The organism is Thermoanaerobaculia bacterium (assembly GCA_018057705.1).
Taxonomy (GTDB): domain Bacteria; phylum Acidobacteriota; class Thermoanaerobaculia; order Multivoradales; family JAGPDF01; genus JAGPDF01.
Map to the genome: position 1 here is coordinate 1 of JAGPDF010000058.1, position 22223 is coordinate 22223.

At 69.4% G+C, this 22223-nt stretch carries 17 protein-coding genes and 2 tRNA genes; 7 read left to right on the top strand and 12 right to left on the bottom strand.

What is annotated here, in order from left to right; genetic code table 11:
- The 5 genes from KBI44_15635 to tkt all read right to left on the bottom strand — a co-directional run.
- A partial coding sequence (locus tag KBI44_15635) for a hypothetical protein (protein ID MBP9145913.1) occupies positions 1-632 on the bottom strand: 632 nt, incomplete at its 3' end.
- A gap of 1 nt (position 633) precedes the next feature.
- A complete protein-coding gene (locus tag KBI44_15640) occupies positions 634-1371 on the bottom strand; it encodes a L,D-transpeptidase (protein ID MBP9145914.1) in 738 nt (245 codons plus the stop codon).
- A gap of 14 nt (positions 1372-1385) precedes the next feature.
- Positions 1386-2408 (bottom strand): L,D-transpeptidase family protein, encoded by a 1023-nt coding sequence (locus KBI44_15645; protein MBP9145915.1) that lies wholly within the window; start codon positions 2406-2408, stop codon positions 1386-1388.
- Positions 2409-2500: 92 nt separating this feature from the next.
- Complete coding sequence (locus KBI44_15650) at positions 2501-3109, bottom strand: hypothetical protein (protein ID MBP9145916.1); 609 nt, start codon at positions 3107-3109, stop codon at positions 2501-2503.
- A 159-nt stretch (positions 3110-3268) separates the two neighbouring features.
- Positions 3269-5314: a transketolase gene (gene tkt / locus KBI44_15655; GenBank protein ID MBP9145917.1), complete on the bottom strand. Its 2046-nt coding sequence runs from the start codon at positions 5312-5314 to the stop codon at positions 3269-3271.
- A gap of 385 nt (positions 5315-5699) precedes the next feature.
- On the opposite strand from tkt, the gene KBI44_15660 reads away from it, so the two are divergent.
- From KBI44_15660 to KBI44_15685, 6 genes are all read left to right on the top strand, one after another.
- Positions 5700-5792, top strand: a tRNA-Ser gene (locus tag KBI44_15660).
- A 75-nt stretch (positions 5793-5867) separates the two neighbouring features.
- Entirely contained in the window at positions 5868-7493 is a 1626-nt protein-coding gene (gltX, locus tag KBI44_15665) for a glutamate--tRNA ligase (GenBank protein MBP9145918.1), read from the top strand.
- Positions 7494-7498: 5 nt separating this feature from the next.
- On the top strand, positions 7499-9178 hold the full coding sequence (locus KBI44_15670) for a glutamine--tRNA ligase/YqeY domain fusion protein (protein ID MBP9145919.1): 1680 nt from the start codon (positions 7499-7501) through the stop codon (positions 9176-9178).
- A 37-nt stretch (positions 9179-9215) separates the two neighbouring features.
- Positions 9216-10610 carry an FAD-binding oxidoreductase gene (locus KBI44_15675; protein ID MBP9145920.1) on the top strand — a complete coding sequence of 465 codons (1395 nt, stop codon included), beginning with the start codon at positions 9216-9218 and terminating at the stop codon, positions 10608-10610.
- Positions 10611-11062: 452 nt separating this feature from the next.
- A tRNA-Gln gene (locus KBI44_15680) sits at positions 11063-11136 on the top strand.
- A gap of 48 nt (positions 11137-11184) precedes the next feature.
- The gene (locus KBI44_15685; protein ID MBP9145921.1) at positions 11185-12123 is read left to right on the top strand and encodes a cation transporter; all 939 of its coding nucleotides are present in this window, start codon (positions 11185-11187) and stop codon (positions 12121-12123) included.
- Between the two features lie 65 nt (positions 12124-12188).
- Here the strand turns inward: KBI44_15685 and KBI44_15690 are convergent, their stop codons facing one another.
- Genes KBI44_15690 through KBI44_15705 form a run of 4 tightly spaced genes read right to left on the bottom strand, consistent with a single transcriptional unit; the run spans position 12189 to position 18352 of the window.
- A complete protein-coding gene (locus KBI44_15690) occupies positions 12189-14645 on the bottom strand; it encodes a 2-oxoglutarate dehydrogenase E1 component (protein ID MBP9145922.1) in 2457 nt (818 codons plus the stop codon).
- A 29-nt stretch (positions 14646-14674) separates the two neighbouring features.
- Positions 14675-15304: a glutaredoxin family protein gene (locus KBI44_15695; GenBank protein MBP9145923.1), complete on the bottom strand. Its 630-nt coding sequence runs from the start codon at positions 15302-15304 to the stop codon at positions 14675-14677.
- Positions 15301-15657, bottom strand: a complete 357-nt coding sequence (locus KBI44_15700) for a cupin domain-containing protein (protein MBP9145924.1) — start codon at positions 15655-15657, stop codon at positions 15301-15303. The genes KBI44_15695 and KBI44_15700 overlap by 4 nt, the downstream gene beginning before the upstream one ends.
- A gap of 37 nt (positions 15658-15694) precedes the next feature.
- Positions 15695-18352, bottom strand: coding sequence for a serine/threonine-protein kinase (locus tag KBI44_15705; protein ID MBP9145925.1), 2658 nt, complete (start codon positions 18350-18352; stop codon positions 15695-15697).
- 124 nt (positions 18353-18476) lie between these two features.
- Here KBI44_15705 and KBI44_15710 point away from each other — a divergent pair, with 124 nt between their 5' ends.
- Entirely contained in the window at positions 18477-19805 is a 1329-nt protein-coding gene (locus tag KBI44_15710) for an energy transducer TonB (protein ID MBP9145926.1), read from the top strand.
- Positions 19806-19813: 8 nt separating this feature from the next.
- Here the strand turns inward: KBI44_15710 and KBI44_15715 are convergent, their stop codons facing one another.
- The 3 genes from KBI44_15715 to KBI44_15725 are packed head-to-tail and all read right to left on the bottom strand — an operon-like array spanning position 19814 to position 22208.
- Positions 19814-21337, bottom strand: a complete 1524-nt coding sequence (locus tag KBI44_15715; protein ID MBP9145927.1) for a tetratricopeptide repeat protein — start codon at positions 21335-21337, stop codon at positions 19814-19816.
- A 57-nt stretch (positions 21338-21394) separates the two neighbouring features.
- Positions 21395-21820, bottom strand: coding sequence for a nuclear transport factor 2 family protein (locus tag KBI44_15720; GenBank protein MBP9145928.1), 426 nt, complete (start codon positions 21818-21820; stop codon positions 21395-21397).
- On the bottom strand, positions 21813-22208 hold the full coding sequence (locus tag KBI44_15725; GenBank protein MBP9145929.1) for an ankyrin repeat domain-containing protein: 396 nt from the start codon (positions 22206-22208) through the stop codon (positions 21813-21815). Before KBI44_15725 ends, KBI44_15720 begins: the two co-directional genes overlap by 8 nt.
- Positions 22209-22223: the final 15 nt, after the last annotated feature.

Sequence of the window (22223 nt, forward strand, 5' to 3'; positions counted from 1 at the left end):
GCAGGGGCGACGACCAGCGTGATCAGCGGCGGGTGTTCCGGCTCCTCGCCGCGCAGCCGCTTCCAGCCGTCGCGGACCGAGGCGACGAAACGCCGGAAGAAGGTCGACCGGGGCGCTTCGCCGGTGACGTAGAGCTGCCAGCCGTTGTCGAGCGTCGCGCGGTAGGACGACGGAATCATCGTCTCGTCCGGCTTCTTCGGCGCCGGGGTCGCGGCCCCGGCGGGCGCGGCGGGTGCCGGCTCTTCCTTCTCCTCTTCTTCCGAGTAGGGCCTGAGCTCGACCGGTGCGATCGTCTCGCGGTCGGTGTCGCCCGGCCCCTGGGTGACCTTCCACAGCGTCGGCGCGGAGAGCTCGGGGCTCTCCGCCTTCGAAAAGAGCGGCTCGAATTCGAGCAGCAGGAGGGCATCGATCGCGACGCGCTCGAGGACCATGGCCCGCGACTTGATGTCGAGGTGGCGGGCGGAGGGGTCGAGCACGAGGTAGATCTTCGGCTCACGCGCCAGCGCAGTCTCGAACTCGACGGTGCGCAAACGGACGAGCGCGGCGCGGTCGGGCGCTGCTGCCGGAGTCTGCGCCGGGAGACCACCGGCGAGCGCCAGCGCCAGGGCGCAGGCCGCGCAAGCCGCCTGCAACCTAGAAGAGATAGACGCGCGCATTGGTCGGGACGGTGTCATAGACGAACTTCAGGTCCTCGTCGCCGAGCCGGATGCAGCCGTGCGTCACCCGCTTGCCGAGCAGCGTCTTGAAGATGGTGCCGTGGATGATGTACCCGTCGCGCATGTAGAGCCCGTAGTCGCCGAGCGAGAAATCGTCGACCCGGTCGCGTGCGTTCTTGGGCGGCAGGTAGCCCTCTTCGATGAACGCCCAGTCGGGCTTGATCCACAGCGGGTTCTTCTGCTTGCGGAGGATCCGGAACTCGCCCTGCGGCGTGTCGAAGAACCACTCCCTGCCGTCGCGGGGATCGCGCAGACGAATGCCCGAGCCGGTGGAGCAGAGGGCGTCCCGCAGGAGCTCGCCACCGCGGTAGACCCGCAGCCGGTTGTGGTGGGTGTCGACGACGACGTAGACATCCTTCGGGGGCAGCGCCGCCAGGCGGGTGGCGAGCTTCTCGGCCTTCACCGCGGGATCGCCCTTGACCTTCGACGGGTCGGGCAGCTCGAGCCGGGTAGCGAAGTCGTGGGCGGTGTAGGCGCCGCCGTAGCGCGCCAGGCCGAGCGCCGTTCCGGTCCCGACGATGCCTAAGGCCAGCACCAGGACTCCGAGGAGGCGCAGCCAGCGCCAGCTGCGGCCGGGGGGCGGGGGTGGTGGCGGCGCCGGGAGAGTGCGCTCACGGGGTTCGTAGCCCATTGGAGGCGTCGGATTCGAGATCACGGAGGGGATCCTATCTAGAAGGTGCCTACGATCGTCACCGGCGTCCCCACCCGGGAGCGCGCGAAGACTTTGTCCATGTCGCGATCGGTGAGCGCGACGCAGCCGTCGGTCCAGTCCCGGCCCTGCCCGCCGTCGCCGTGGATCTCGATCAGATTGCCGATTCCGGCGCGCAGCGGGACCTGGCCCGACTTCTTCCCGAAGGCGTAGCGGGCGCGATCCTCGGCATTCGGATAGTCGATGAGCAGAGCCTTGTAGTACTTCGTCCGACCCGGGCCGCGCGCCTCGGTCACCCGGTAGCGCCCCTCGGGGGTGGCCTGGTCCCCTGAGTGCAGCTTCTGCTTCAGCCCCTTGGAGCCGAGCTCGGCGTCGAAGGTGGCGATGCGGTTGCCCGCGGAATAGACGTGGAGCTTGCGCTTCAGCTTGTCGACGATCAGCGCCGTCCCTCCCTCGGCCTTCGAGCGCGCGATGGTCTCGTTGACCATCTGCTTCCACCTGCGAAGGTTCTTCGCCTCGGCGAAGCGCGAGTGCAGCGAGTCGAAGCTGGTGCGGACGACGCTGTTGAAGGCGCGCGCGGCTTCGGCCTCCTCGAGTGCTCGATCGAAGGCGCCCTGGCTGGCGAAGTGCTGGGCGAGCTCCCATTTGAGGCTGGCCTGCTTGGCGGCGGAGATTTCGCGCCTGCCGACCCCGGCCTCGTTCGACTCCACAATGGCGCGCCGAACGTCGGCGGCGAGTCCGGGGGCGAGCTCGAGCCAGCGCTTCTCGCTGGCGTTCTCCCGCGTCCGCAGGTCCGCGAGCGAGGCGCGAGCGGTCGCGAGAACCCGCAGCCAGGAGGTCTCGATCCGGCCGGGACTCCGATCCCAGACCGGGGCGGAGAGCTCGTCGGCGGTGATCACCTCGGCCTGGGCGATCAGGCGGTCCACCTGGCGGGCTGCGGCGGGCATCGGTGCCCGCAGTGCGCTCGCGGCGCGAAAGGCGGCGGCGCGTGAGGTGGTCGGGTCGAAGGGTCGGGCGGCGCTCTGCGGAATCGCCGACGGCAAGACGAAGGCGACGAAGAGGGCCGTCGCCCCGAAAAGAAACGACCGGCGACGGAAACCCGTAGCCGGTCGTTTGATACGGAGACGAAAAGCTATTAGCACTTAATCTTGACTTTGGCGCCCTGGAGGTCGGTGACCAGCGTGTCGGCCGAGCTCTTGAGCGAATCCGCCTGGGCCTTCGCGCCGAGGTAATCCTCGGAAGCGATCGCGCTCTCGATGCCACCCACCTGCGCGGCGAGACCGTCGTAGTTGCCCTTCATCATCTCCATGTCCTTCTTGAAGTCCTTGGGCTGACGCTTGCACTTGCCGAGGTCGGCCATCGCGGTGTTGGCGGCGTCGAGCGCGGCCTTGGCAGCGGTGAGACCGTCGTTCGCGGCGGTCTTGGCGGCTTCCTTGGCGGCGGCTGCGCCGTCCTTCGCCTCGGTGATGGCCTGGTTGGCCGCGGCGATGAGCTCCTTCGACTTGGTGTAGGAGCGGAACAGCGCGAACTTGTTCGCCTGCGCCTCGGTCTCGGCGTTCACGGCGTTCACAGCCTGCTGGGCCTTGTTCCAGCCGTCAGCGGCGTACTTCGACGCATCGGCTTCGACCGAGGCGAGCGAGGCCTTGACGGCGTCGATCTCGACCTGCGGCGGCTTCGCGCAGCCGGTGGCCAAGGTCATGGCGAATACGGCGACTCCCAACAGTGCCAGCTTCGAGTTACGCATGATTTTGAATCCCTCCTGAGGCAGTTGCTAAGTTTTATGTTGCTGTGGGTTTCCGGCGGTTCGGACTTGGCGCATCGGGCGGAACAGTCCCCGAAACTGGACCTCCCTGCCTGCTGCGGACGAAGGGAGAATAGCACAAAAGGCGCACCTGCGCAGCGATCAGGCCCCCGAAAGCGCCGCTCTCGAGAGCAGATCCCGGGCCCTGGCCGCAAGGACTTCGGGGGTGAAGCCGAAATGCCGGGCGAGGTCCTCGGCGGGAGCCGAAGCCCCGAACCCCTCCATAGCGAGAATCGTGCCATGAAGCCCGACGAAGCGCTCCCAGCCGAGCGGCGAGGCGGCTTCGACCGCCAGTCGGGTGGGAATGCCCGCCGGCAGTACCGATTCGCGGTAGCCAGCATCCTGCTGCGCGAAGAGCTCCCAGGAGGGCAGAGAAACGAGCCGGACTCGCCGGCCTTCCGCCTCCAGAAGCTCGAGGCCCGCCATCGCCAGAGAAACCTCGGAACCGGTAGCGATGAGCAGGAGCTCCGGTTCGCCGCCGGGTGTTTCGTAGAGGACGTAGCCCCCCCGGCGGACTCCGGCGCCGGCGCGTTCGGCGCTCGCCGGGAGAATCGGCAGCTTCTGCCGGCTGAGGGCGAGCACCGTAGGGCCGTCTGTCCGCTCGATCGCCACCTGCCAGGCGGCGACGGTTTCGCAGGCGTCCGAAGGACGCAGGACGACGAGCCCCGGAATGGCGCGGAGCGACGCCAGCTGATCGATCGGCTGGTGGGTCGGGCCGTCTTCGCCGAGAAAGATCGAATCGTGAGTGAAGACGTAGATGACCGGCTGCCGCATGAGGGCCGCCAGGCGGATCGACGGCCGCATGTAGTCGGAGAAAATCAGGAAGGTCCCGCCGTAGGGCCGGAAGAGGCCGGTGAGCGCGAGGCCCGACAGAATGGCGCCCATGGCGTGTTCGCGTACCCCGAAGCGCAGGTTCCGGCCCGCGGGCGCGGCCGAGGAGAAGCTCTCTTCGCCGGCGAGCAGCGTGTTGTTCGACTCCGCGAGGTCGGCCGAGCCGCCGAGGAGCTCGGGCAGAACGGGCGCGATCGCCTGCAGGACCTTCCCCGAGACGGCGCGGGTGGCGAGCGCTTTGTCGGCCGCCGTGTAACGCGGCAGGGCTGCCTCCCAGGCCTCCGGAAGGGCGCGCGTGCTGCGGCGCTCGAGCTCGGCCGCGAGGTCCGGCTCGGACGCAGCGAAGCGGACGCGACGCTCGTCCCAGGCGCGCGAGGCCGCCGCTCCGCGGCCGGCGGCGGCGGCGAACGACGCGCGCGCCTCGGGGGGGATCAGAAAGGCCGGTTCGGCCGGCCAGCCGAGCGCTGCCTTGGTCAGCCGGGTCTCCTCGGCGCCGAGCGGGGCGCCGTGGGAGTCGGCGCTGTCCTGCTTGTTCGGGCTGCCGAAGCCGATGTGGGTGCGCACGACGATCAGGGTCGGGCGCCGGCTTTCCGTCTCGGCGGCGGCCATGGCTGCGCCGAGCGCCGCAAGATCGTTGCCGTCGACGACTTCGATCACGTTCCAACCATAGGCCGCGAAGCGGCGATCGACCTGTTCGGTGAAGGCGAGATCGGTCGAGCCGTCGATCGAAATGCGGTTCGAATCGTAGAGCACCTTGAGGCTGCCGAGTCGCAGATGCCCGGCGAGTGAGGCCGCTTCGCTGGCGACGCCCTCCATGAGATCGCCATCGGAGGCCAGGACCCAGGTGCGGTAGTCGAAGAGCGGCTTGCCACCCTCCGCGAAGCGCGCCGCGAGCTGCTCGCGCGCGACCGCCATGCCGACGGCGGTAGCGAAGCCCTGGCCGAGTGGGCCGGTCGTCGTCTCGACGCCCGGCGTGTGGCCGAATTCAGGATGCCCGGGGGTCTTCGAGTCGAGCTGTCGGAAGCGCTCGAGCTCGGCTACGGACAAGTCGTAGCCCGCTAGGTGCAGCAGGCTGTAGAGCAGAGCCGAGGCATGGCCGCACGACAGGACGAAGCGGTCGCGGTTCGGCCAGTGCGGATCGGCCGGGTCGTGGCGGAGGTACCGGGTCCAGAGGAGGTAGGCCATCGGCGCCTGGCCGAGCGGCGCGCCGGGGTGACCCGATTTCGCCTTCTCGACCATGTCGACGGCGAGGAAACGCAGCGTGTTGATCGCGAGCTGGTCGACGGCGCCGGTTTCGCGCAGAGAAGTGCTGGGCATAAGGGGGGAAGTCTATTCGATGCTTTGGGGGTGGGGGCACTCCGGCACTCGGGATCCAAAGCGGGAAATTCGTGACAGTTACCTATTTCCCTTTCCGACCGCCGCGAGAGTCCCGGCTCGCAGCGTCAGGAAATAGGTAACTGTCACGAATTTCCCCGCCCACTTCGGATCCCGAGCGCCGGAGCGCCCCAGGCAAACGCTTCCTTGCAGCTGCTTCTCTCAGCTCTACCGACGAGGGGTGGCTGGCGAGAGTTGGGGACATATTGCGGCCGCTCGAGAGCTCAGGAAGCCCGCGGGCGGTTCAGCCGCTATGTGTCCCCTGCTCGCAGCGCTTTGACTCCACCGCCCGCAAGCCCGTAAGATCCGCGGGCCTAGTCTGGCGCGCGGAGAGGTGGCCGAGTGGCTTAAGGCAACGGTTTGCTAAACCGTCATACGGGGTCAACCTGTATCGAGGGTTCGAATCCCTCCCTCTCCGCCAATTCTCCGAGCTCCGCCCGACGGCGATCGAGATGAGGACGTCGAGCGCGCTCCATGCCCTGAAAAGAGCCCGGCCGTGACCCTCTCCGCTCCGCCTTCGGCAGCTCCCCGCGTCCGCTTCGCTCCCTCGCCCACCGGCTACCTGCACATCGGCGGGGTGAGGACAGCGCTCTTCAACTGGCTCTTCGCCCGCCACCACGGCGGCAAGTTCATCCTGCGGGTCGACGACACCGACACGCAGAGGAATCTCGCCGACGCGCTGGCGCCGATCCTCGACGGCTTCCGTTGGCTGGGGATCGACTGGGACGAGGGCGCCGAGGTCGGCGGTCCGCACGCCCCCTACTACCAGTCCGAGCGTCTGGCGCTCTACCAGAAGGCGGTCGAGAAGCTCCTCGCCGGCGGCTTCGCTTACCGCGACTATGCGCGGCCCGAGGAGACGCAGGCCGAGCGCGCCGAGGCCGAGGCCGCGAAACGCCCCTATGTCGCGAGCCGCCGTTGGGCGGCCGAGTCGGATGCCGACCGGGCGCGATTCGAAGCCGAGGGACGGACCTCCGCAGTGCGGCTCAGGATGCCGCGCGAGGGGGTCTGCCGGATCGACGACAGCGTGCGTGGCACGGTCGAGAGTGAGTGGTCCGCCGAGGCCGACCACGTCATCCAGCGCGCCGACGGCACCTGCCTCTACCACCTCGCAAGCGTCGTCGACGACGTCGAAATGGCGATTACCCACGTCATCCGCGCCGAGGAGCATCTGCCCAACACCCCGCGCCAGATTTTCATCTTCGAAGGACTGGGCGCGCCCCTCCCGCAGTTCGCCCATCTTCCGGTCGTGGCCGAGCCGGGGAGCCGCGTCAAGCTCTCGAAGCGCAAACTCGACAAGTACCTGAAGAACCCGGAGTTCGCCGAGCTCTACCAGCACGGCCGCCGGATCGCCGACCGGCTCGGCCTCGAAGTCTCGCCCGAGACCTTCAATCCGGTGATCACCGACTTCTACCGCATCGCCGGCTTCCTGCCCGAGGCGATCCTCAACTATCTACTGCTGCTCGGCTGGTCGCTCGACGACCGGACAGAGATGCTCACTCCCGCCGAGCAGATCGCGCACTTCTCGCTCGAACGGGTCAACAAGGCGGCGGCGAGCTTCGATCCGAAGAAGCTCGTCTCGTTCCAGGAGCGCTACATGCAGGCGCTGCCGGTCGAGGAGCGTCTGCGCCTCGTGCTGCCCTACGTCGAGCAGGCCGGCTGGATCCCGCCCCCCGCCTCCGAAGCCGACCGCGAGCGCGTGCGCGGCATCGTCGCGGCGGCCTCTGACCGCATCAAGGTCTCCGGCGACATCCTCGACTACGACGAGTTCTTCGTCGCTGACGAAGCGCTCGCCTACGACCCGAAGGCGTTCGACAAGCGGATCCGGGGGGCGGCCGGGGCACCGGAGCTCCTCGCCGAGCTGGCTGCCGCGATCGCGGCTTTGCCGGCGGACGCCGCCTTCGACGCCGCCGCGGTCGAGAAGCTCCTGACCGATTTCGTCGCCGGGCGCGGCCTCGGCCTGGGCGCGATCGTCCACGCGGTGCGCGTCGCGGTCGCCGGCAAGCCGGTCGGCTTCGGCCTGTTCGATATTCTTGCTCTGCTCGGGCGAGAGCGCGTTCTCGCCCGGCTGGCGCGGACCCTCCGCGTGCTCGAGGCGCCTGCGATTCCCCCGGAAGTGAGTTGATCCAAATGGGCAGACACTTCATCGCCGACATCGTCGAGGCCGACCTGGCCTCAGGGAAGCACACCAGCATCCAGACTCGCTTCCCGCCGGAACCCAACGGCTATCTGCATCTGGGTCACGCCAAGTCGATCTGCCTGAACTTCGGGCTCGCCGCCGAGCACGGCGGCCTCACGAACCTCCGTTTCGACGACACCAACCCGACGACCGAGGAGGACGAATACGTCCGCGCCATCCGCGAGGACGTGCGCTGGCTGGGCTTCGACTGGGGCGAGCGCGAGTTCTACGCCTCGGACTACTTCGAGCAGCTCTACGCCTGGGCCGAGCAGCTGATCGTCGCCGGCAAGGCGTTCGTCGACGACTCGTCGGCCGAGCAGATCAGCGCCCACCGCGGCGTCTGGACGGCGCCCGGCGAGGAGAGCCCGTACCGCGACCGGAGCGTCGAAGAGAACCTCGACCTCTTCCGGCGGATGCGCGCCGGCGAGTTCCCGGACGGCGCTCGTGTGCTGCGGGCGAAGATCGACATGACGTCGGGCAACATCAACCTGCGCGACCCCGTGATGTACCGCATCCTGCATGCGAGCCATCACCGGACCGGCGACACGTGGTGCATCTACCCGATGTATGACTGGGCGCACGGACAGTCCGATTCGCTCGAGATGATCACCCATTCGATCTGCACCCTCGAGTTCGAGGATCATCGCCCGCTCTACGACTGGTTCATCGAGGCGCTCGGCATCTATCCCCCGCGCCAGATCGAATTCGCGCGCCTGAACGTCACGCACACGGTGCTGTCGAAGAGGAAGCTCCTGCGGCTGGTGACCGAGAAGGCGGTCTCGGGCTGGGACGATCCGCGCATGCCCACCCTCGCCGGCATCCGGCGCCGCGGCATTCCTCCGGCCGCCCTGCGCGACTTCTGCGAGCGCATCGGGGTCACCAAGCAGGAGTCGGTGGTCGACTATCAGCTGCTCGAGCACTGCGTGCGCGAGGAGCTCAACAAGAGCGCCGAGCGCCGCATGGCGGTGCTCGATCCGGTCAAGATCACGCTCATCGACTACCCCGAGGGCAAAGTCGACGAGCTCGAAGCGGTCAACAACCCGGAGGATCCGGCGGCGGGCACCCGCCTGGTCCCGTTCTCGCGCGAGCTCTGGATCGATCGCGACGACTTCCTGGAGGATCCGCCGAAGAAGTTCTTCCGCCTCGCCCCGGGCCGCGAGGTGCGGCTGCGCTGGGCCTACATCATCCGCTGTGAAGAGGTGGTGAAGGACGCTACCGGCAGGATCGTCGAGTTGAAGTGCACCCACGACCCCGACTCGCGCGGCGGCACGCCCGCCGACGGCCGGAAGATCCAGGGCACGATCCACTGGGTCTCGGCGCAGCACGCCGTCGACGCCGAGGTGCGGATCTACGATCATCTGTTCGCGCAGGCCGACCCGGACGATGTGCCGGAGGGCGTCGACTTCCTGCAGACGGTGAACCCGAAGTCGCTCGAGATCCTCGAAGCGGTCAAGGTCGAGCCGTCGCTCGCCGCCCTCCCCCCCGGCACCCGGGTCCAGTTCGAGCGCACCGGCTACTTCGTCACCGACCAGAAGGACCACACCCCCGGCGAGAACGGCATCGGCCGCCCGGTCTTCAACCGCATCACCACTCTCCGCGACAGCTGGGCGAAGACGCAGAAACAGCCCTAGCTGGCAGCTCCCCGGAGATGCGAAGATCGGCGCCATGATGGACACCGCCGACATCGTCATCTGTGGGGCCGGGATCGGCGGCGTCGCCGTCGCCTATGAGCTCGCGGTGCGCCGCGGGCTCGGCAAGTCGCAGCGCATCGTGCTCGTCGATCCACTGCCGCCGCTCACCCTCACCAGCGACAAGTCGACCGAGTGCTACCGCAACTGGTGGCCGGGGCCGGGCACGACCATGGTCCGTTTCATGGACCGGAGCATCGATCTCCTCGAGGAGATGTCCGAGGCGAGCGGCGACCGCTTCGCGATGAACCGCAACGGCTACGCCTACTTCACCGCCGAGCCGGAGCGCGCCGCCGGGCTCGAGCGCACGGCACGCGAGATCTCGGCGCTCGGCGCCGGCGACCTGCGTATCCATCGCGGCGAGATGTCCGATCCGCTCTTCCCCGAGGCGCCCTACGACAAGCTCGATCCGTCGATCGGCGGCGCCGATCTCCTCCTCGATCCGCAGACGATTCAATGCCGCTACCCGTTTCTGAATCCGGCGACGATCGCGGCGCTCCTGCCGCGGCGCTGCGGCTGGCTCGCGGCGCAGCAGCTCGGCATGTGGATGCTCGAGCAGGCGCGGGATGCCGGGGTCGAGCTCGTCGAGGGTCGGCTGACGTCGGTCGACGTCGAGTCGGGCCGGGTCACCGGCGTCGAGATCGCCGGGCCGACCGGCTCGGTCGACAGGATCGCGACCGGCACGCTCGTCAACGCGGCCGGCCCACTCGCTCCGGAGGTCGGGCGACTCGCCGGGCTGGACCTGCCGCTTCTTAACGAGCTTCACGGCAAGATCTACCTCGAGGACTCCGAGCAGATCGTGCCGCGCGAGCTGCCGCTGATGATCTGGTGCGATCCGGTGACCCTCGATTGGGGGGAGGAGGAGCGCGCCGAACTCGCCGCCGATCCCGATCTCGCCCATCTCACCCGGCCGCTCCCGGGCGGGGTGCACTTCCGGCCGGAGGGCGGGCGCGACAGCCGGATGATCCTGCTGCTCTTCACCTACCACCTCGACGCCCTCGCCCCCGTCTGGCCGCCGAAGTTCGACCCCTGGTACCCGGAGGTGGCGCTGCGCGCGCTGGCCCGGATGGTGCCCGGCTTCGGCGTCTACCTGGGCGACCGGATGCGCCGCCCGTTCGTCGACGGCGGCTACTACTGCAAGACGAGCGAGAACCGGCTGCTGGTCGGCCCCACTCCGGTCGAGGGGTATCAACTCCTCTGCGGGCTTTCCGGCTACGGCATCATGGCCGCCGCCGCAGCGGCCGAGCTCCTGGGCGCCACCCTCACCGGCGGCACCCTGCCCGAATACGCCGCCGAGTTCCACCTCGACCGCTACGCCGACCCGGCCTACCAGGCCCGCCTCGCCCGCGGCGAGTTCGCCTCGGGTCAGCTTTAGAGGCGTTCCTCGGCTTCGAGGAAAAATTCGTGACAGTTACCCATTTCTCTAATGAGCGAACGACCCGTGGCCGCCACCCCAGCCGCGCAGAAAATGGTAACTGTCACGATTTTCCGGTGATGGGGGTCACTCTGGCACTCGGGATCCAAAGCGGGCTCCTATTTGAGGCGTGGTCGCCCACTTTGGATCCCGAGCGCCAGAGCGCCCCTGACGGACAGCCGCTTCTCTCCAAAGGAAGTGGGGGACACATTGCGGCCGCTCGGGAGCCCAGGCGGGCCACGGGCGCCGAAGCCGCTATGTGTCCCCGGAACCGCCGCGATACGGGCCAGACAGGACCCCGAGAGGAAGCGTTCGGATCGCCACAACGGACCTCTTCAGGAGCTTTGGGAACCTCTCGGAGCGGCCTCCAGCTTGACCCGACTCGCCCCCGCAGGCTAGTCTCTTCGGGCGTTTGGGACGTCGTTCAACGGTAGGACATGCGGCTCTGAACCGCAGAATCGGGGTTCGAATCCCTGCGTCCCAACCATCTTCCTTCCGGAAGTAACTTCTTGACTCATCACAACTTGAGCCGCTCATGACCGGGCCAGTGCCAGGGCCGTCGCCGGGCGCCCCGGAGGCTCCCCACGGGCTCTCGCAGCGTCTCGAGCGCGGCACCCGCACGGCCAAGCTCGGCCTGCTCGTCAACGCCTTCCTGGCGATCATCAAGCTCCTGGCCGGCATCTTCGGGCACTCCTACGCCCTGATCGCCGACGCGATCGAGTCGTCGGGCGACGTCTTCTCGTCGATTTTCGTCTGGCGGGGCCTCCGGGTCTCGGCGCGCTCGGCCGACGAGCGCTATCCGTTCGGCTACGGCAAGGCCGAGCCGATGGCCGCCGCAGCGGTCGGGCTGATGCTGGTCGTGGCGGCGGGCCTCATCACTTTCGAGTCGATCCAGGAGATCCGCTCGCCCCACCATTTGCCGGCGCCGTTCACGCTGATCGTGCTGCTCGGCGTGGTGGTGGTCAAGGAGACGCTCTTCCGCTCGGTCCTCGCGGTCGGCGCCCAGGTGCAGAGCGGCGCCGTGCGGGCCGACGCCTGGCACCACCGCTCGGACGCGATCACCTCCGCGGCGGCGGCCGTCGGCATCACGGTAGCGCTGTGGACGGGAATCCCCGAGGCCGACGACTGGGCGGCGCTGGTCGCGGCGGTGGTCATCGCCATCAACGGCGTGCTCATCCTGCGCCCGGCGCTCGAGGAGCTGATGGACCGCGCTCCCGAGCTCGCGGTCGTCGAGCGCATCGCTGCCGCGGCGACCGCGGTGCCGGGCGTCCTCGCGATCGAGAAGCTCCGGGCGCGCCGCGCGGGGCTCTCGCTCTATGTCGATCTCCATGTCCAGGCGGAGCCGACGCTGTCGCTGCACGACGCGCACATCCTCTCCGGCAGGGTGAAGTCGGCGATTCGCGCGGTGGAGCCGACGGTGATCGGAGTGCTCGTGCACATGGAGCCGTTCGAGGACTCGACCGCATCGTCCTGACTTACAAACAGCGTCGCGGTCGCCCCGGCTCCAGCCAGCGTTTGTGAGCGCCTCGGCGGTTCGTTCTACGCGAAGGCTAGCTGGATCAGGGTCTTCTGCTCGAGGGCATGGGCCTTGGCCGAGCCGGTCGCGGGGGAGGCGGAGGCCGAGCGCTTCACGGAGCGGACGCGCTTTCCCCGGGCGGTGTGATCGAGGAGCGGATCGACGAAGCTGAAGGCGCCCATGTTGGCCGGCTCCTCCTGCACCCAAAGGACTTCGCGCGCCGAGGCGTAGCGCTCGAGCTCGATCGCGAGCTCGGCTTCGGGGAACGGGTAGATCTGCTCGAGGCCGAGGATGGCGATGTCGGTGATGTGTCGCCGTTTGCGCTCGGCACGCAGCTCGTGGAGGATCTTGCCGGAGGCGAGGAGCAGGCGCCGGGCCTCGTGGACCTCGCGATCGCGCAGCAGGTTTTCGAAGCGTGGCCGCGCGAACGCCTCGACGGGCGACGCCGCGTCGGCGTTGCGCAGCATCGACTTCGGAGTGAAGACGACGAGGGGCTTGCGCCACTTGCGCAGCGCCTGCCGGCGCAGGAGGTGGAAGTACTGCGCCGAGGTCGAGGGCTGGCAGATCTGCATGTTGTCCTCGCCGGCGAGCTGCAGGTAGCGCTCGATGCGCGCCGAGGAGTGCTCGGGGCCCTGGCCCTCGAAGCCGTGCGGCAGCAGCAGCACCAGGCCGGAGAGCAGCTGCCACTTGTCCTCGGCGGCGGCGAGGAACTGGTCGATGACGATCTGGGCGCCGTTGGCGAAGTCGCCGAACTGGGCCTCCCAGAGCACCAGCGCCTCCGGGTAGTCGCGCGAGAAACCGTACTCGAAGCCCATCACGGCAGCCTCGGAGAGCATCGAGTCGTAGATCTCGAAGAACGCCCCGGCGTGCGCCATGGCGGCGAGCGGCAGGTGGATCGACTCGTTCTCGACGTCGATCAGCGCCGCATGCCGATGGTTGAACGTGCCGCGCCGGCTGTCCTGCCCCGAGAGACGCACGGGAATGCCGTTCTCGACGAGCGACGCGAAGGCGAGCGCTTCGGCCATCCCGTAGTCGATCGGCTTCTCGCCGGCCGACATCCGCCGGCGCTCGTCGAGGAGCTTCTCGACCTTGGGATGAAGATGGAAGCCGTGCGGCGTCGCCGTGATGCCGAGACCGAGGCGGTCGATATCGGCGGCCGGCAGACCGGTGTCGACCTCGAGCTTGGGCGAGTACGGTCCGCCGTGGAAACCCGCCCAGTAGCCCGGGAGCTCGCGCAGCACCGGCGCCTTGGTGAGCCCCATGGCCTCTTTCTGCGCCGCGATCAGGGTCTGCTTGTAGCTCTCGGCCGCCGCCTGGGCCTCCTCCGGCAAGACGCCGATGCGCTGGGCGTAGCTCTTCCAGAGTTGCGGCCGCTCCTTGATCCGGCGGTAGAGCAGCGGCTGAGTGACGGTCGGGTCATCGACTTCGCTGTGGCCGTAGCGGCGGTAGCCGATGAGGTCGATCACCACGTCGCTGCCGAAGGCGAACCGGTAGTCGACCGCGATGTTGGCGGCGCGAACGACCGCCTCCGGATCCTCGGCGTTGACGTGGAAGATCGGCACCGGCAGGCGGCGCGCGACGTCGGTCGCGTAGCGGGTCGAGTTGTAGGCCGCGGGCTCGGTGGTGAAGCCGATCAGGTTGTTGACCACGATCTGCAGCGCGCCACCGACCTCGAAGCCGTCGAGCGCGGCGAAGTTGAGCGTCTCGGCGGCGATCCCCTGGCCGGCGAAGGCCGAGTCGCCGTGCAGCAGCAGCGGCACGATCTTGCGGCCGGAGACGTCGCCGTCGCGGGTGAGCTTGGCGCGCATCCGCCCCATGGCGACCGAGCTCACGACTTCGAGGTGGCTCGGATTGGAGTTGAGATGAAGGCGGACCCGCTTGCCGCTGGGCGTCGTCAGCGTGCCGGTCGCGCCGAGGTGGTATTTGACATCGCCGGAGCCGAGGACGCTCCGCGGGTCGACGTCCTCGAAGCCGGCGAAGATCTCGACCGGCGTCCGGCCGACGACCTGGGTCATGACATTCAACCGCCCGCGGTGGCTCATGGCGATCATCGCCTGGTCGGCGCCGTCTTCGGCACACTCCTCGATCGCCGTGATGAGCAGCGGGATGAGCGCCGCGACGCCTTCGATCGAGAAGCGCTTCGAGCCGATGTAGCGTGTCTGGATCGTCTCCTCGAAGACTTCGGAGCGGACCAGCTGCTCGAGCAGCCGCTGCCGGTCGACAGACGGGGCCGGTGCCTCCATGCGCTCGGCGATCCAGGCGCGGCGCTCAGCCTCGGGAATGTGCATGAACTCGACCGCGAGCGTGCCGCAGTAGATCCGGCGCGCCGCCTCGGCCTCCTCACCACCCACCGCGAGCTCCGCCGGCCCGGCCGGCGGCAGCCGGCCGAGCGGATCGAGATCCGCCGCGAGATACCCCCAGCGCCGGAACGATTCCAGTATCCGCGACCCCTGCGTGCCCTGCGAAGTCCCCGTCGTCATGGACGAAGAATCATATCGCGCAGGCAGGCTCAGCTCGTCCCGGGCTTCGCGGCCGGCGCCCAGGAGCGGATGGTCGCTTCGCTGAAGCCGCGTACGACTTCGCCGCCGCGGACGAGGACCGGGACGCCGGAGCCGGGGGCGAGGCGGGACTTCTCGGCGGCGGCGCGCGGGTCGCTTTCGACGTCCCGCTCGACGAAGGCGATGCCGAGCGACTGCAGGAGCTGCCGGCTCTTGCGGCACCAGCCGCACCAGGTGGTCGAGTAGAGCGTCACGACTGGCGCCGGTGGCGCCGGCGCGGCGCCGAGCGCGTCGGCGCCGGCCCGATCCTCGATGTGTCCGACGTCGGCGTCGGTCAGCCGCAGCACGGGCGCCTTGGGTGGGGCGACGGTGGGGTCCGGCGCCGGGGCCGTGGCGAGCCCCTTCGGCGGGGTGGCCGGGGCGGTCGTGCGCGCGACATCGACCTCCTCGATACGCAGCGCGACGAGGCGGCCGGAGAGGTCGGTGTAGACCGCCCGCCGGCTCTCGAGCTTCACGGGGCCGCGGGTCTCGATCGTCTGCCCGTCCTGGAGCACGATCAAGTCGGCGGGTGCCGCCGCAGGGAACGCCAGAGTGACTCCGGCGAGCAGCAGGAGCGTGCGGCCGGCCTTCCGCCGGCTCACGGGATCACCCGCCGCGGCGCGGCGGTCGACGGATCGCCGGTATTCGGCGTGCCGGTCGGCTCGATGAGCAGAAGATGAACCTCTTCCGCCGCGACCGGGCGGTGCTCGACCCCCCGGGGGACCACGAAGAGCTCGCCCGGGCCGAGATGGACGTCCCGATCGCGGAGCTGAATCGTCAGATTCCCGGCCAGCACCAGAAAGCAGTCGTCGGTCTCGTCGTGCCTGTGCCAGACGAACTCCCCCTGGACCTTCGCCACCATGAGGTCGTTGCCGTTGTACTGCGCGACGACGCGCGGCTGCCAGTGCCCGGTGAAGGTGGCGAGGGCCCCTGCGAGGTTGACTTTGTCGTTCATGCCGGAGCTCCCGTGTTCCTGGACGTCGACCGCAGGGTCAGTGTGGGAGGTTGGCGTCCCAGCCGACGATGACGCTGGTCGGCTTGCCCGCCTCGGAGGTGGGGACCTGCGCCAGGAAGCGCTGGCCGTCGGGAGTCACGACGAACTTTCGCACCGAGTTGCCGGTCCCGATCGCCAGGGGAAAGAGAACCTCGGGGACGCCGGCGTCGAACTCAGCGCCCGCGGTGACGGCAACGTGCGACAGCTGGCCCTGGCCGTCGCGAAAGAAGATCTCGTTGCCGCCCCGGCTCCAGACCGGGAAGAAACCGCCGCCGGTCGAGAGCTGCCAGCGGCGGCCGGGGCCCGGAAACGGCTGGACGTAGATCTCGGCGACGCCGGACTCGTCCGACTGCAGGGCGAGCCAGCGGCCGTCGGGCGAGAGGTCGGCGCGGAACTCGGCGAAGCCCGGTGTCTCGGTGATCGGCGTGACGCGGTTGCCGGCCGAGAGGTCGAGCGCGAAGAGGTCGTAGGCGCCGCCCACCATTTTTGCGAAGACGAGCTGCTTCTCGTCGGGAGTTACCGCGAGCGCGGCCATGACGCCTTCGGCGGTGTGGAGCTCGGTCTCGCTTCCGACCGCGAGCGGCCGGACCATGAGCGTCGACTTGCCACCCTCCGCCTCGCGTCCGAAGTAGAGACGTTCGCCGTCGGGCGAGAAGAGCGGGGCGAAGTCGCCCACGGGAGCCGTCGTGAAGCGCGAGCTCACGCCGCGCCGCAGGTCGCGCAGCCAGATGTCGGGCTGGCCGCCCTCGCTGCGCTTGTCGAAGGCGAGCCAGCGCCCGTCGGGCGAGAAGGCGGGGTGACCGACGAGTCCACTCTCCACGGCAACGGTGTCGCGACCTCCCCGGCGGTCGAGGTAGGCCAGCTGCTCGCCGACGGCGCCCGAGGTGCGGAAGGCGAGGACGCCATCGAGCGAGGCCGAGAACTCGGCGAGTCCGACGGTGCTCACCGTCAGTCCGTCCGCCACCGGGATCGGCTCGCCGGAGACTTTGCCAGTGCCGGCGTCGAAGCGTTGTGCCACCAGCGTGGAATCGCGCACGAAGAGGAGCCAACCGGGCGGCGCGTATTCGGCGCGCGAGAGCCCCGGGACCACGCGCCGCCGGTCGGTGCCGTCGGCCTTCGCCATCCAGATGCCCTCGAGCTCCTCGCTGGAATCACCGGCGACGTAGAGGAAGCGCTCTCCCCCAGGCAGAAACTGCGGCCAGCCGAAGGTCATCCCGGCCTCGCCATCGCGGGCGGCGATGACCGGCTTCGGCACGCCGCCCGACGCCGGCACGCTCATGAGCGGCGCGGTTGCCGTGCCGTCGAAGAGGATGAGTCCCTGCTCGCTCCAGCTGCCGTCGGCGCCGTCGGCGTCGCAGATCTTCTGCGCCGGCCCGCCTTCGATCGGAATCTTGATCAGCTTGTCGGCGGAGAAATAGGCGAGGTAGCGGCTGTCCGGCGACCAGAAAGGCCGGCCGGCCGTCTTGACGTTCTCCGTCCCGGCGAGCGGACGGGCGACGCTCTCGTCGAGAGAGCGCAGCCAGATCTGGACCTTGCCGGCCTTGTCGCGGCCGTCGAAAGCAATATGGCGGCCGTCGGGCGAGACTTTCGGCGCGCCGACGACCATCAGATCGGCGGGTTGCGGCAGGTCGAAGCGCACGACGCGCGGCGCTGCCGGCGCGGGTGCGCCGATGCGGGCGACGAGCGCGAAGAGGGCGCCGCCGGCGAGCGCCGCGAGCGCCAACGCCGCCGCCACCTGCCAACGGGGCCGCTGCGCGACCGCCGTCCCCGAGCCCGTTCCAGGCTCGTCGACCTCGCCGCGCTGCACCTCCTCGATCATGATCCGGGCGTCGGCGATCGAGTGCAGCCGCTGCTGGGCGTCCTTGCGCAGGCAGCGTTCGAGGAGCCGCCGGATCCGTGCCGGCGTCGATGGCGGAAGCTGCGCCAGATCGGGCTCCTCCTTGAGCACCGAAGCCAGGGTGTCGGACACCGTCGGGCCGGCGAAGAGTGTGCGGCCGGAGAGCATCTCGAACAGCACGACGCCGAACGCCCAGACATCGGCGCGGCGGTCGGCGTTGGCGCCGCGCGCCTGCTCCGGGCTCATGTAGGCGGCGGTGCCGAGGATCACCCCCTGCATCGTCGCGCCGAGCGACAGGGTCGGCGAATGGGCGAGCTGCGACGCCGAGGAGCCCGAGCTGGTCATCGGATCGAGCGCCTTCGCGAGGCCGAAGTCGAGCACCTTCACCTTGCCGCCGGCGGTGAGCTTGACGTTCGCGGGTTTCAAGTCGCGATGGACGATCCCCTTCTCGTGCGCCTCTTCGAGCGCCTCGGCGATCTGGCGGGCGATCGTGAGCGCCTCTTCGAACGGGAGCTGCCCCTGCGCCAGACGTTCGCCGAGCGTCGGCCCCTCGACCAGTTCGAGGACCAGCGCCTTTCCGCCCCCGACCTCCTCGAGGCCGTAGATCGCCGCGATGTGCGGATGGTTGAGACTGGCCAGGACCTTCGCCTCGCGCTCGAAACGCGCCAGGCGCTCGGGATCGCTGGAGAAGGACTCCGGCAGGACCTTGATCGCGACCTCGCGCCCGAGCTTGGAATCCGTGGCGCGCCAGACCTCGCCCATGCCCCCCTCGCCCAGCTTGGCGGTGATCCGATAGTGCGCGAGCTCCGTCCCGATCATCAGCAGACCTCTTTCGCCGGCCTGGTGGCCGCAAGTGCGTAGAGCAGAGAAGTGAAGGGGATTCTAGCGAAGCGGCGCGGCCGCGCGCCGGTGAACCGTCGGCGAACCGCTATCATGCGACGCCATGCCTTCCGGCCGAGCCTTCGCTCTGCGTGCCCTCGCCTGCTGCGTCTGCCTTTTCAATTGGGGCGCGCTTGCGGCGCCGCTCGCCGCGGACGGCCCATTCGCCCTGCACACCCCGCCGCTTCTGGTCCCCGACGAGGCCGCCGGCTTGGGCCTCGCGCCCGAAGTGGCGGCGAAACTCTCGATCGATCCGCGCGGGGTCGTGACCGCCGTCGAGGTCCTCTCCATCACGCCGGCGAGTGACTACGACGCACTGTTTCGCGATCGCGTGGTCGAGACGTTCTCCTCCTGGCGCTTCGCGCCGGCGACCGAAAATGGCCGTCCGGTCGCGAGCACCCTCGACTGGCGGGTGCGCTTCCCGGCCAAGGCCGAGCTTGCGGAGGTGGTCTTCCAGACCCTCGCGCCGCTGGTCGGCGCCGACGCCGAGCAGCGCCGGGCGGCCGTCCTCGGTTTGCCCGTGGCCCACCGTCGCAAGCTTCTCGAAGCGGAGACGCGAACGGCGATCGGCTACCTCGACCCCAAGCGCGCCCGTGAGGCGGCGACGCCGCGCTTCGTCGTGCGCAGCGACGCCGACGAGGAGCGCGTCGCTGCGACGGTGGCCGGGAACCTCGAGGCGATCTTCAACGTCCTGGCCAGCGAGATTCTTCCGGGAATTGAGCTGCAGGCCGAGCCGTTCAAGGTCCAGGTCTTCGCCTTTCGCACCCAGGCGCAGTACCAGGCATTCATCGCCGCGAGCGCGCTGTTCGAGAACTCGGCAGGTTTCTACCACCCGGCCGGACTCATCGCCTTTCATCTCGAACAGTCGACCTCCGAATACGTGCTGAACATCCTTCTGCACGAAGCGACGCATGCCTTCGTCGATCGTCACATCCTTCGCCCGGGAGTCGCGCTGCCACGCTGGTTGGGCGAGGGCTTCGCCGAGTACGTCGGCAATTCGGCCATTCAGAAGGGACGCCTGAAGCCAGGCAAGACCTTCGCGCGGAAGTTCGCCTTCGAGGGCGGGCGGGTCGTGGCCTTTCAGACCGGCGCCGGCGAGCGGCTCGAAGATGCGCGAGAAGCCCTGCGCCGTGGTGAAGGTCTCGGAGTGAAGCAGATGCTCGAGGCTTCGCCAGAGATCTTCTACGGTGAGGATCGCGCCCTCTTCTACGCCTCCTCCTGGCTGCTGGTGCACTACCTCCGCGACGGCGGCACCGGTTGGTCCGCCGACCGCTTTCCGCAGCTGTTGCTCTATCTCGCCGAGGGCTATCCTCCGGGCGCCGCCTTCCGCACGCTCTACGGCGATCCGGAGGCGGCCGACGCGGCGTTCCGCCAGTACGTCAAGTCCTTCTGAGCGGGAAGTCAGCGCGGCTTGTTGAACAGCGCGCTCTCGCGCGCCGCGGCGGCCGCGTCGCCGAGTTGTTGATAGCAACTCGCCAGGTAGTAGTGGGCGTCGTGCTTGTCGGGCGAGAGCGCGAGGGTGCGCTGGAGCTCCGCCACTGCGTCGCGCCATTGGCCGAGGTGAAAGAGCGCAATCCCGCGCTTCCAGTGGCTCTCGGTGCGCTCGCCGTTGACCGCGATCGCCTCGGCGAAGGCGCGGGCGGACTCCTCCCAGCGTTCGAGCTTGAAGGCTGCGGTGCCGAGGTTGTACCAGGCCGATTCGGCGTAGTGGGTGTCGCCTAAACCCGGAGCCGCGCGGGCGAGGAGCTCCCGCGCTCCGGCGGCGTCACCGGCGCCCAGGAGGTCGCTGCCCTCTTCGAAGAGGGCCAGTGGGTCGCTCTCCTCCTGCCGCCGGGCGGCGTTCGCTGCCGCTGCGGCGGCGCGCTCCTCGGCGGTGCCGTAGAGGTGCAGCAGCACCTGCTGCGCCTCCTTGTCTTCAGGGGCGTAGACGAGCACGCGGCGGAAGAGCTTCGCCGCTTCGTCGTCGCGTCCGGCGTCGCGCAGCGCCCAGGCGGAGCTCGCGAGGAGGCTGGCGAATCCAGTGGGCGGAAGGCTGGAACTGGAGGGCAGGACGAGCGGCTTGCCGACCCCATCCGCGTTCGGCCGCTCGCGGGCCGCCAGCGTTTCGGGTGTCGGCGGCGGGGGCGCGAGGGCCTCCAGCTGGACGAGCATCTCGTCGTAGCGGCCGAGGTGAGCGAGCGCGCTGACGTAGTACATGCGCGCCGCGTCGGTCGCCTCGGGGTCGGCGATCATCGGCGCCAGGAGGTCGGCGGCGCTCTGCCAGCGTTTGTGTGCGAGGTCGTAGAGGAGCGCACGCCAGCGCAGGCCGTAGGTCGGTGCGACCTCGAGGAGTCGGTCGAGCGTCGCCCGTGCCGCTTCGTCCCGACCGAGCCGTTGCTCGAGGTCGGCGGAAACCTCGAGGATCTCGGCGAGCTCGGCCGGGGGCAGCGACGGTCCGCCGGGCGATCCAGCGGGCGGTCCGCCGGCGGCCAGGGTGCCGGCGACCCGGCTCCGGAGCGCAGCGAGGAGCCTTTCGTCGCCATCGGGCTCCTTCTCCTCGGCGCCGATGCGGGCCAGTTGGGTCAGGAGACCCTGGGGGAGCTCGGTCGCCGGATCGGCGAGGCGTTGGGCGAGGCGGTCCCGCAGCTCTTGCGCCCGCGCCGTGCTCTGTGGGTGCGCGCGCAGGAGATGCAGCAGGCCCGAGAGTGCCGGCAGCTCACATCCGGGAAGATCGATGGCGCCTTCGAGCACCTGGCGGGCCGCAGCTCTGCCAGCCGAGTCGCCACGGGCGTCGGCGATTCGGGCGTCGCGCACCGCCGCGACGCAGGCGATCGGCGGCAAGCCGCCGGTCGCTGCCGGATTGCCGGTCGTCTGGCCAAGCAGGGCGCCAGGAAAGGCCGTGAGGAGAACGCTCGTGCGGAGACGGCGCAGGACAGTAGGGTGCACTGGTGCATCCTAGCGGAGCGCCCGGGCTGCGTCGGCGCGGCCGGGCCGGTGCGCCGGTCAGGACTTCGTCTGGAGCATCGCGGCCATCCGCTGCTGGATCCCCAGCACAGCCTTGAGCGGCCGGATGAACACCTTGAAGTCGACGATCCGGCCGGCTTCGTCCCAGCGGATCATGTCGACGCCGTTGACGTACACGCCGTCGATCTCGACCTCGAACTCGAGCACGGCGTCGCGGTCGCCTTCGAGCTCGCGCACGTAGCGGAAGGACTCGTTGCCGAAAATCGCCACGGCGGCCCGGAGGTACTGCAGGGCGAGCGCCTTGCCGTGTTGCGGGGTGTGCACGACCGGCAAATGGAAAACCACCTCGTCGGCGAGCAGGGCGTCCAGCCCGCGTGGGTTGCGGGTGCGCACGAGCTCGTGCCAGGAGGCGAGGGGGGTCGGAATCGTCGCGCCCGCACCTGCAGAACGGTCCGCTTCACTCATGGCTTTCATCTCCCTGGACGGGAGCGTCGGGTATCCGGGCTCCGAGAGCGACGAGCGCCGCTTCGAGGGCGTCGCCGCCGGCGCTCGCCGCATCGCGCGCCAGGGAGACGGCGGTATCGCCGGTCGCCGAAACGCGATCGAGATCGGCACCATGGGCGACGAGCAGCTCGAGCATCTGAAGTCGCGGTCCGCCGGTAGCGGCCATGTCGGCGAGCCAGTGCAGCGCCGTGTAGCCGCGGTAGTCGTCCGGCGTCTCCGGATCGAGGCCGGAGTCGAGCGCACGCTCCAGCCTCTCGAGGTCGCCGCTGTAGGCGGCGAAGTGCAGTTCGGTCATGCCGCGCGCCCCGACTGCGGGGGTGAAGAGTTTCGGCTTGCGGAAAGTCGCCATCGGTCGGAAGTCTAG

Bases quoted from the DNA above. Each gene is read 5' to 3' on its own strand.
- KBI44_15690 (MBP9145922.1), bottom strand. From the start codon at position 14,645: ATGACGACGGGGACTTCGCAGGGCACGCAGGGGTCGCGGATACTGGAA.
- KBI44_15675 (MBP9145920.1), top strand. From the start codon at position 9,216: ATGGACACCGCCGACATCGTCATCTGTGGGGCCGGGATCGGCGGCGTC.
- KBI44_15650 (MBP9145916.1), bottom strand. From the start codon at position 3,109: ATGCGTAACTCGAAGCTGGCACTGTTGGGAGTCGCCGTATTCGCCATG.
- tkt (MBP9145917.1), bottom strand. From the start codon at position 5,314: ATGCCCAGCACTTCTCTGCGCGAAACCGGCGCCGTCGACCAGCTCGCG.
- KBI44_15700 (MBP9145924.1), bottom strand. From the start codon at position 15,657: ATGAACGACAAAGTCAACCTCGCAGGGGCCCTCGCCACCTTCACCGGG.
- KBI44_15705 (MBP9145925.1), bottom strand. From the start codon at position 18,352: ATGATCGGGACGGAGCTCGCGCACTATCGGATCACCGCCAAGCTGGGC.
- KBI44_15720 (MBP9145928.1), bottom strand. From the start codon at position 21,820: ATGAGTGAAGCGGACCGTTCTGCAGGTGCGGGCGCGACGATTCCGACC.
- KBI44_15670 (MBP9145919.1), top strand. From the start codon at position 7,499: ATGGGCAGACACTTCATCGCCGACATCGTCGAGGCCGACCTGGCCTCA.
- KBI44_15725 (MBP9145929.1), bottom strand. From the start codon at position 22,208: ATGGCGACTTTCCGCAAGCCGAAACTCTTCACCCCCGCAGTCGGGGCG.
- KBI44_15710 (MBP9145926.1), top strand. From the start codon at position 18,477: ATGCCTTCCGGCCGAGCCTTCGCTCTGCGTGCCCTCGCCTGCTGCGTC.
- KBI44_15685 (MBP9145921.1), top strand. From the start codon at position 11,185: ATGACCGGGCCAGTGCCAGGGCCGTCGCCGGGCGCCCCGGAGGCTCCC.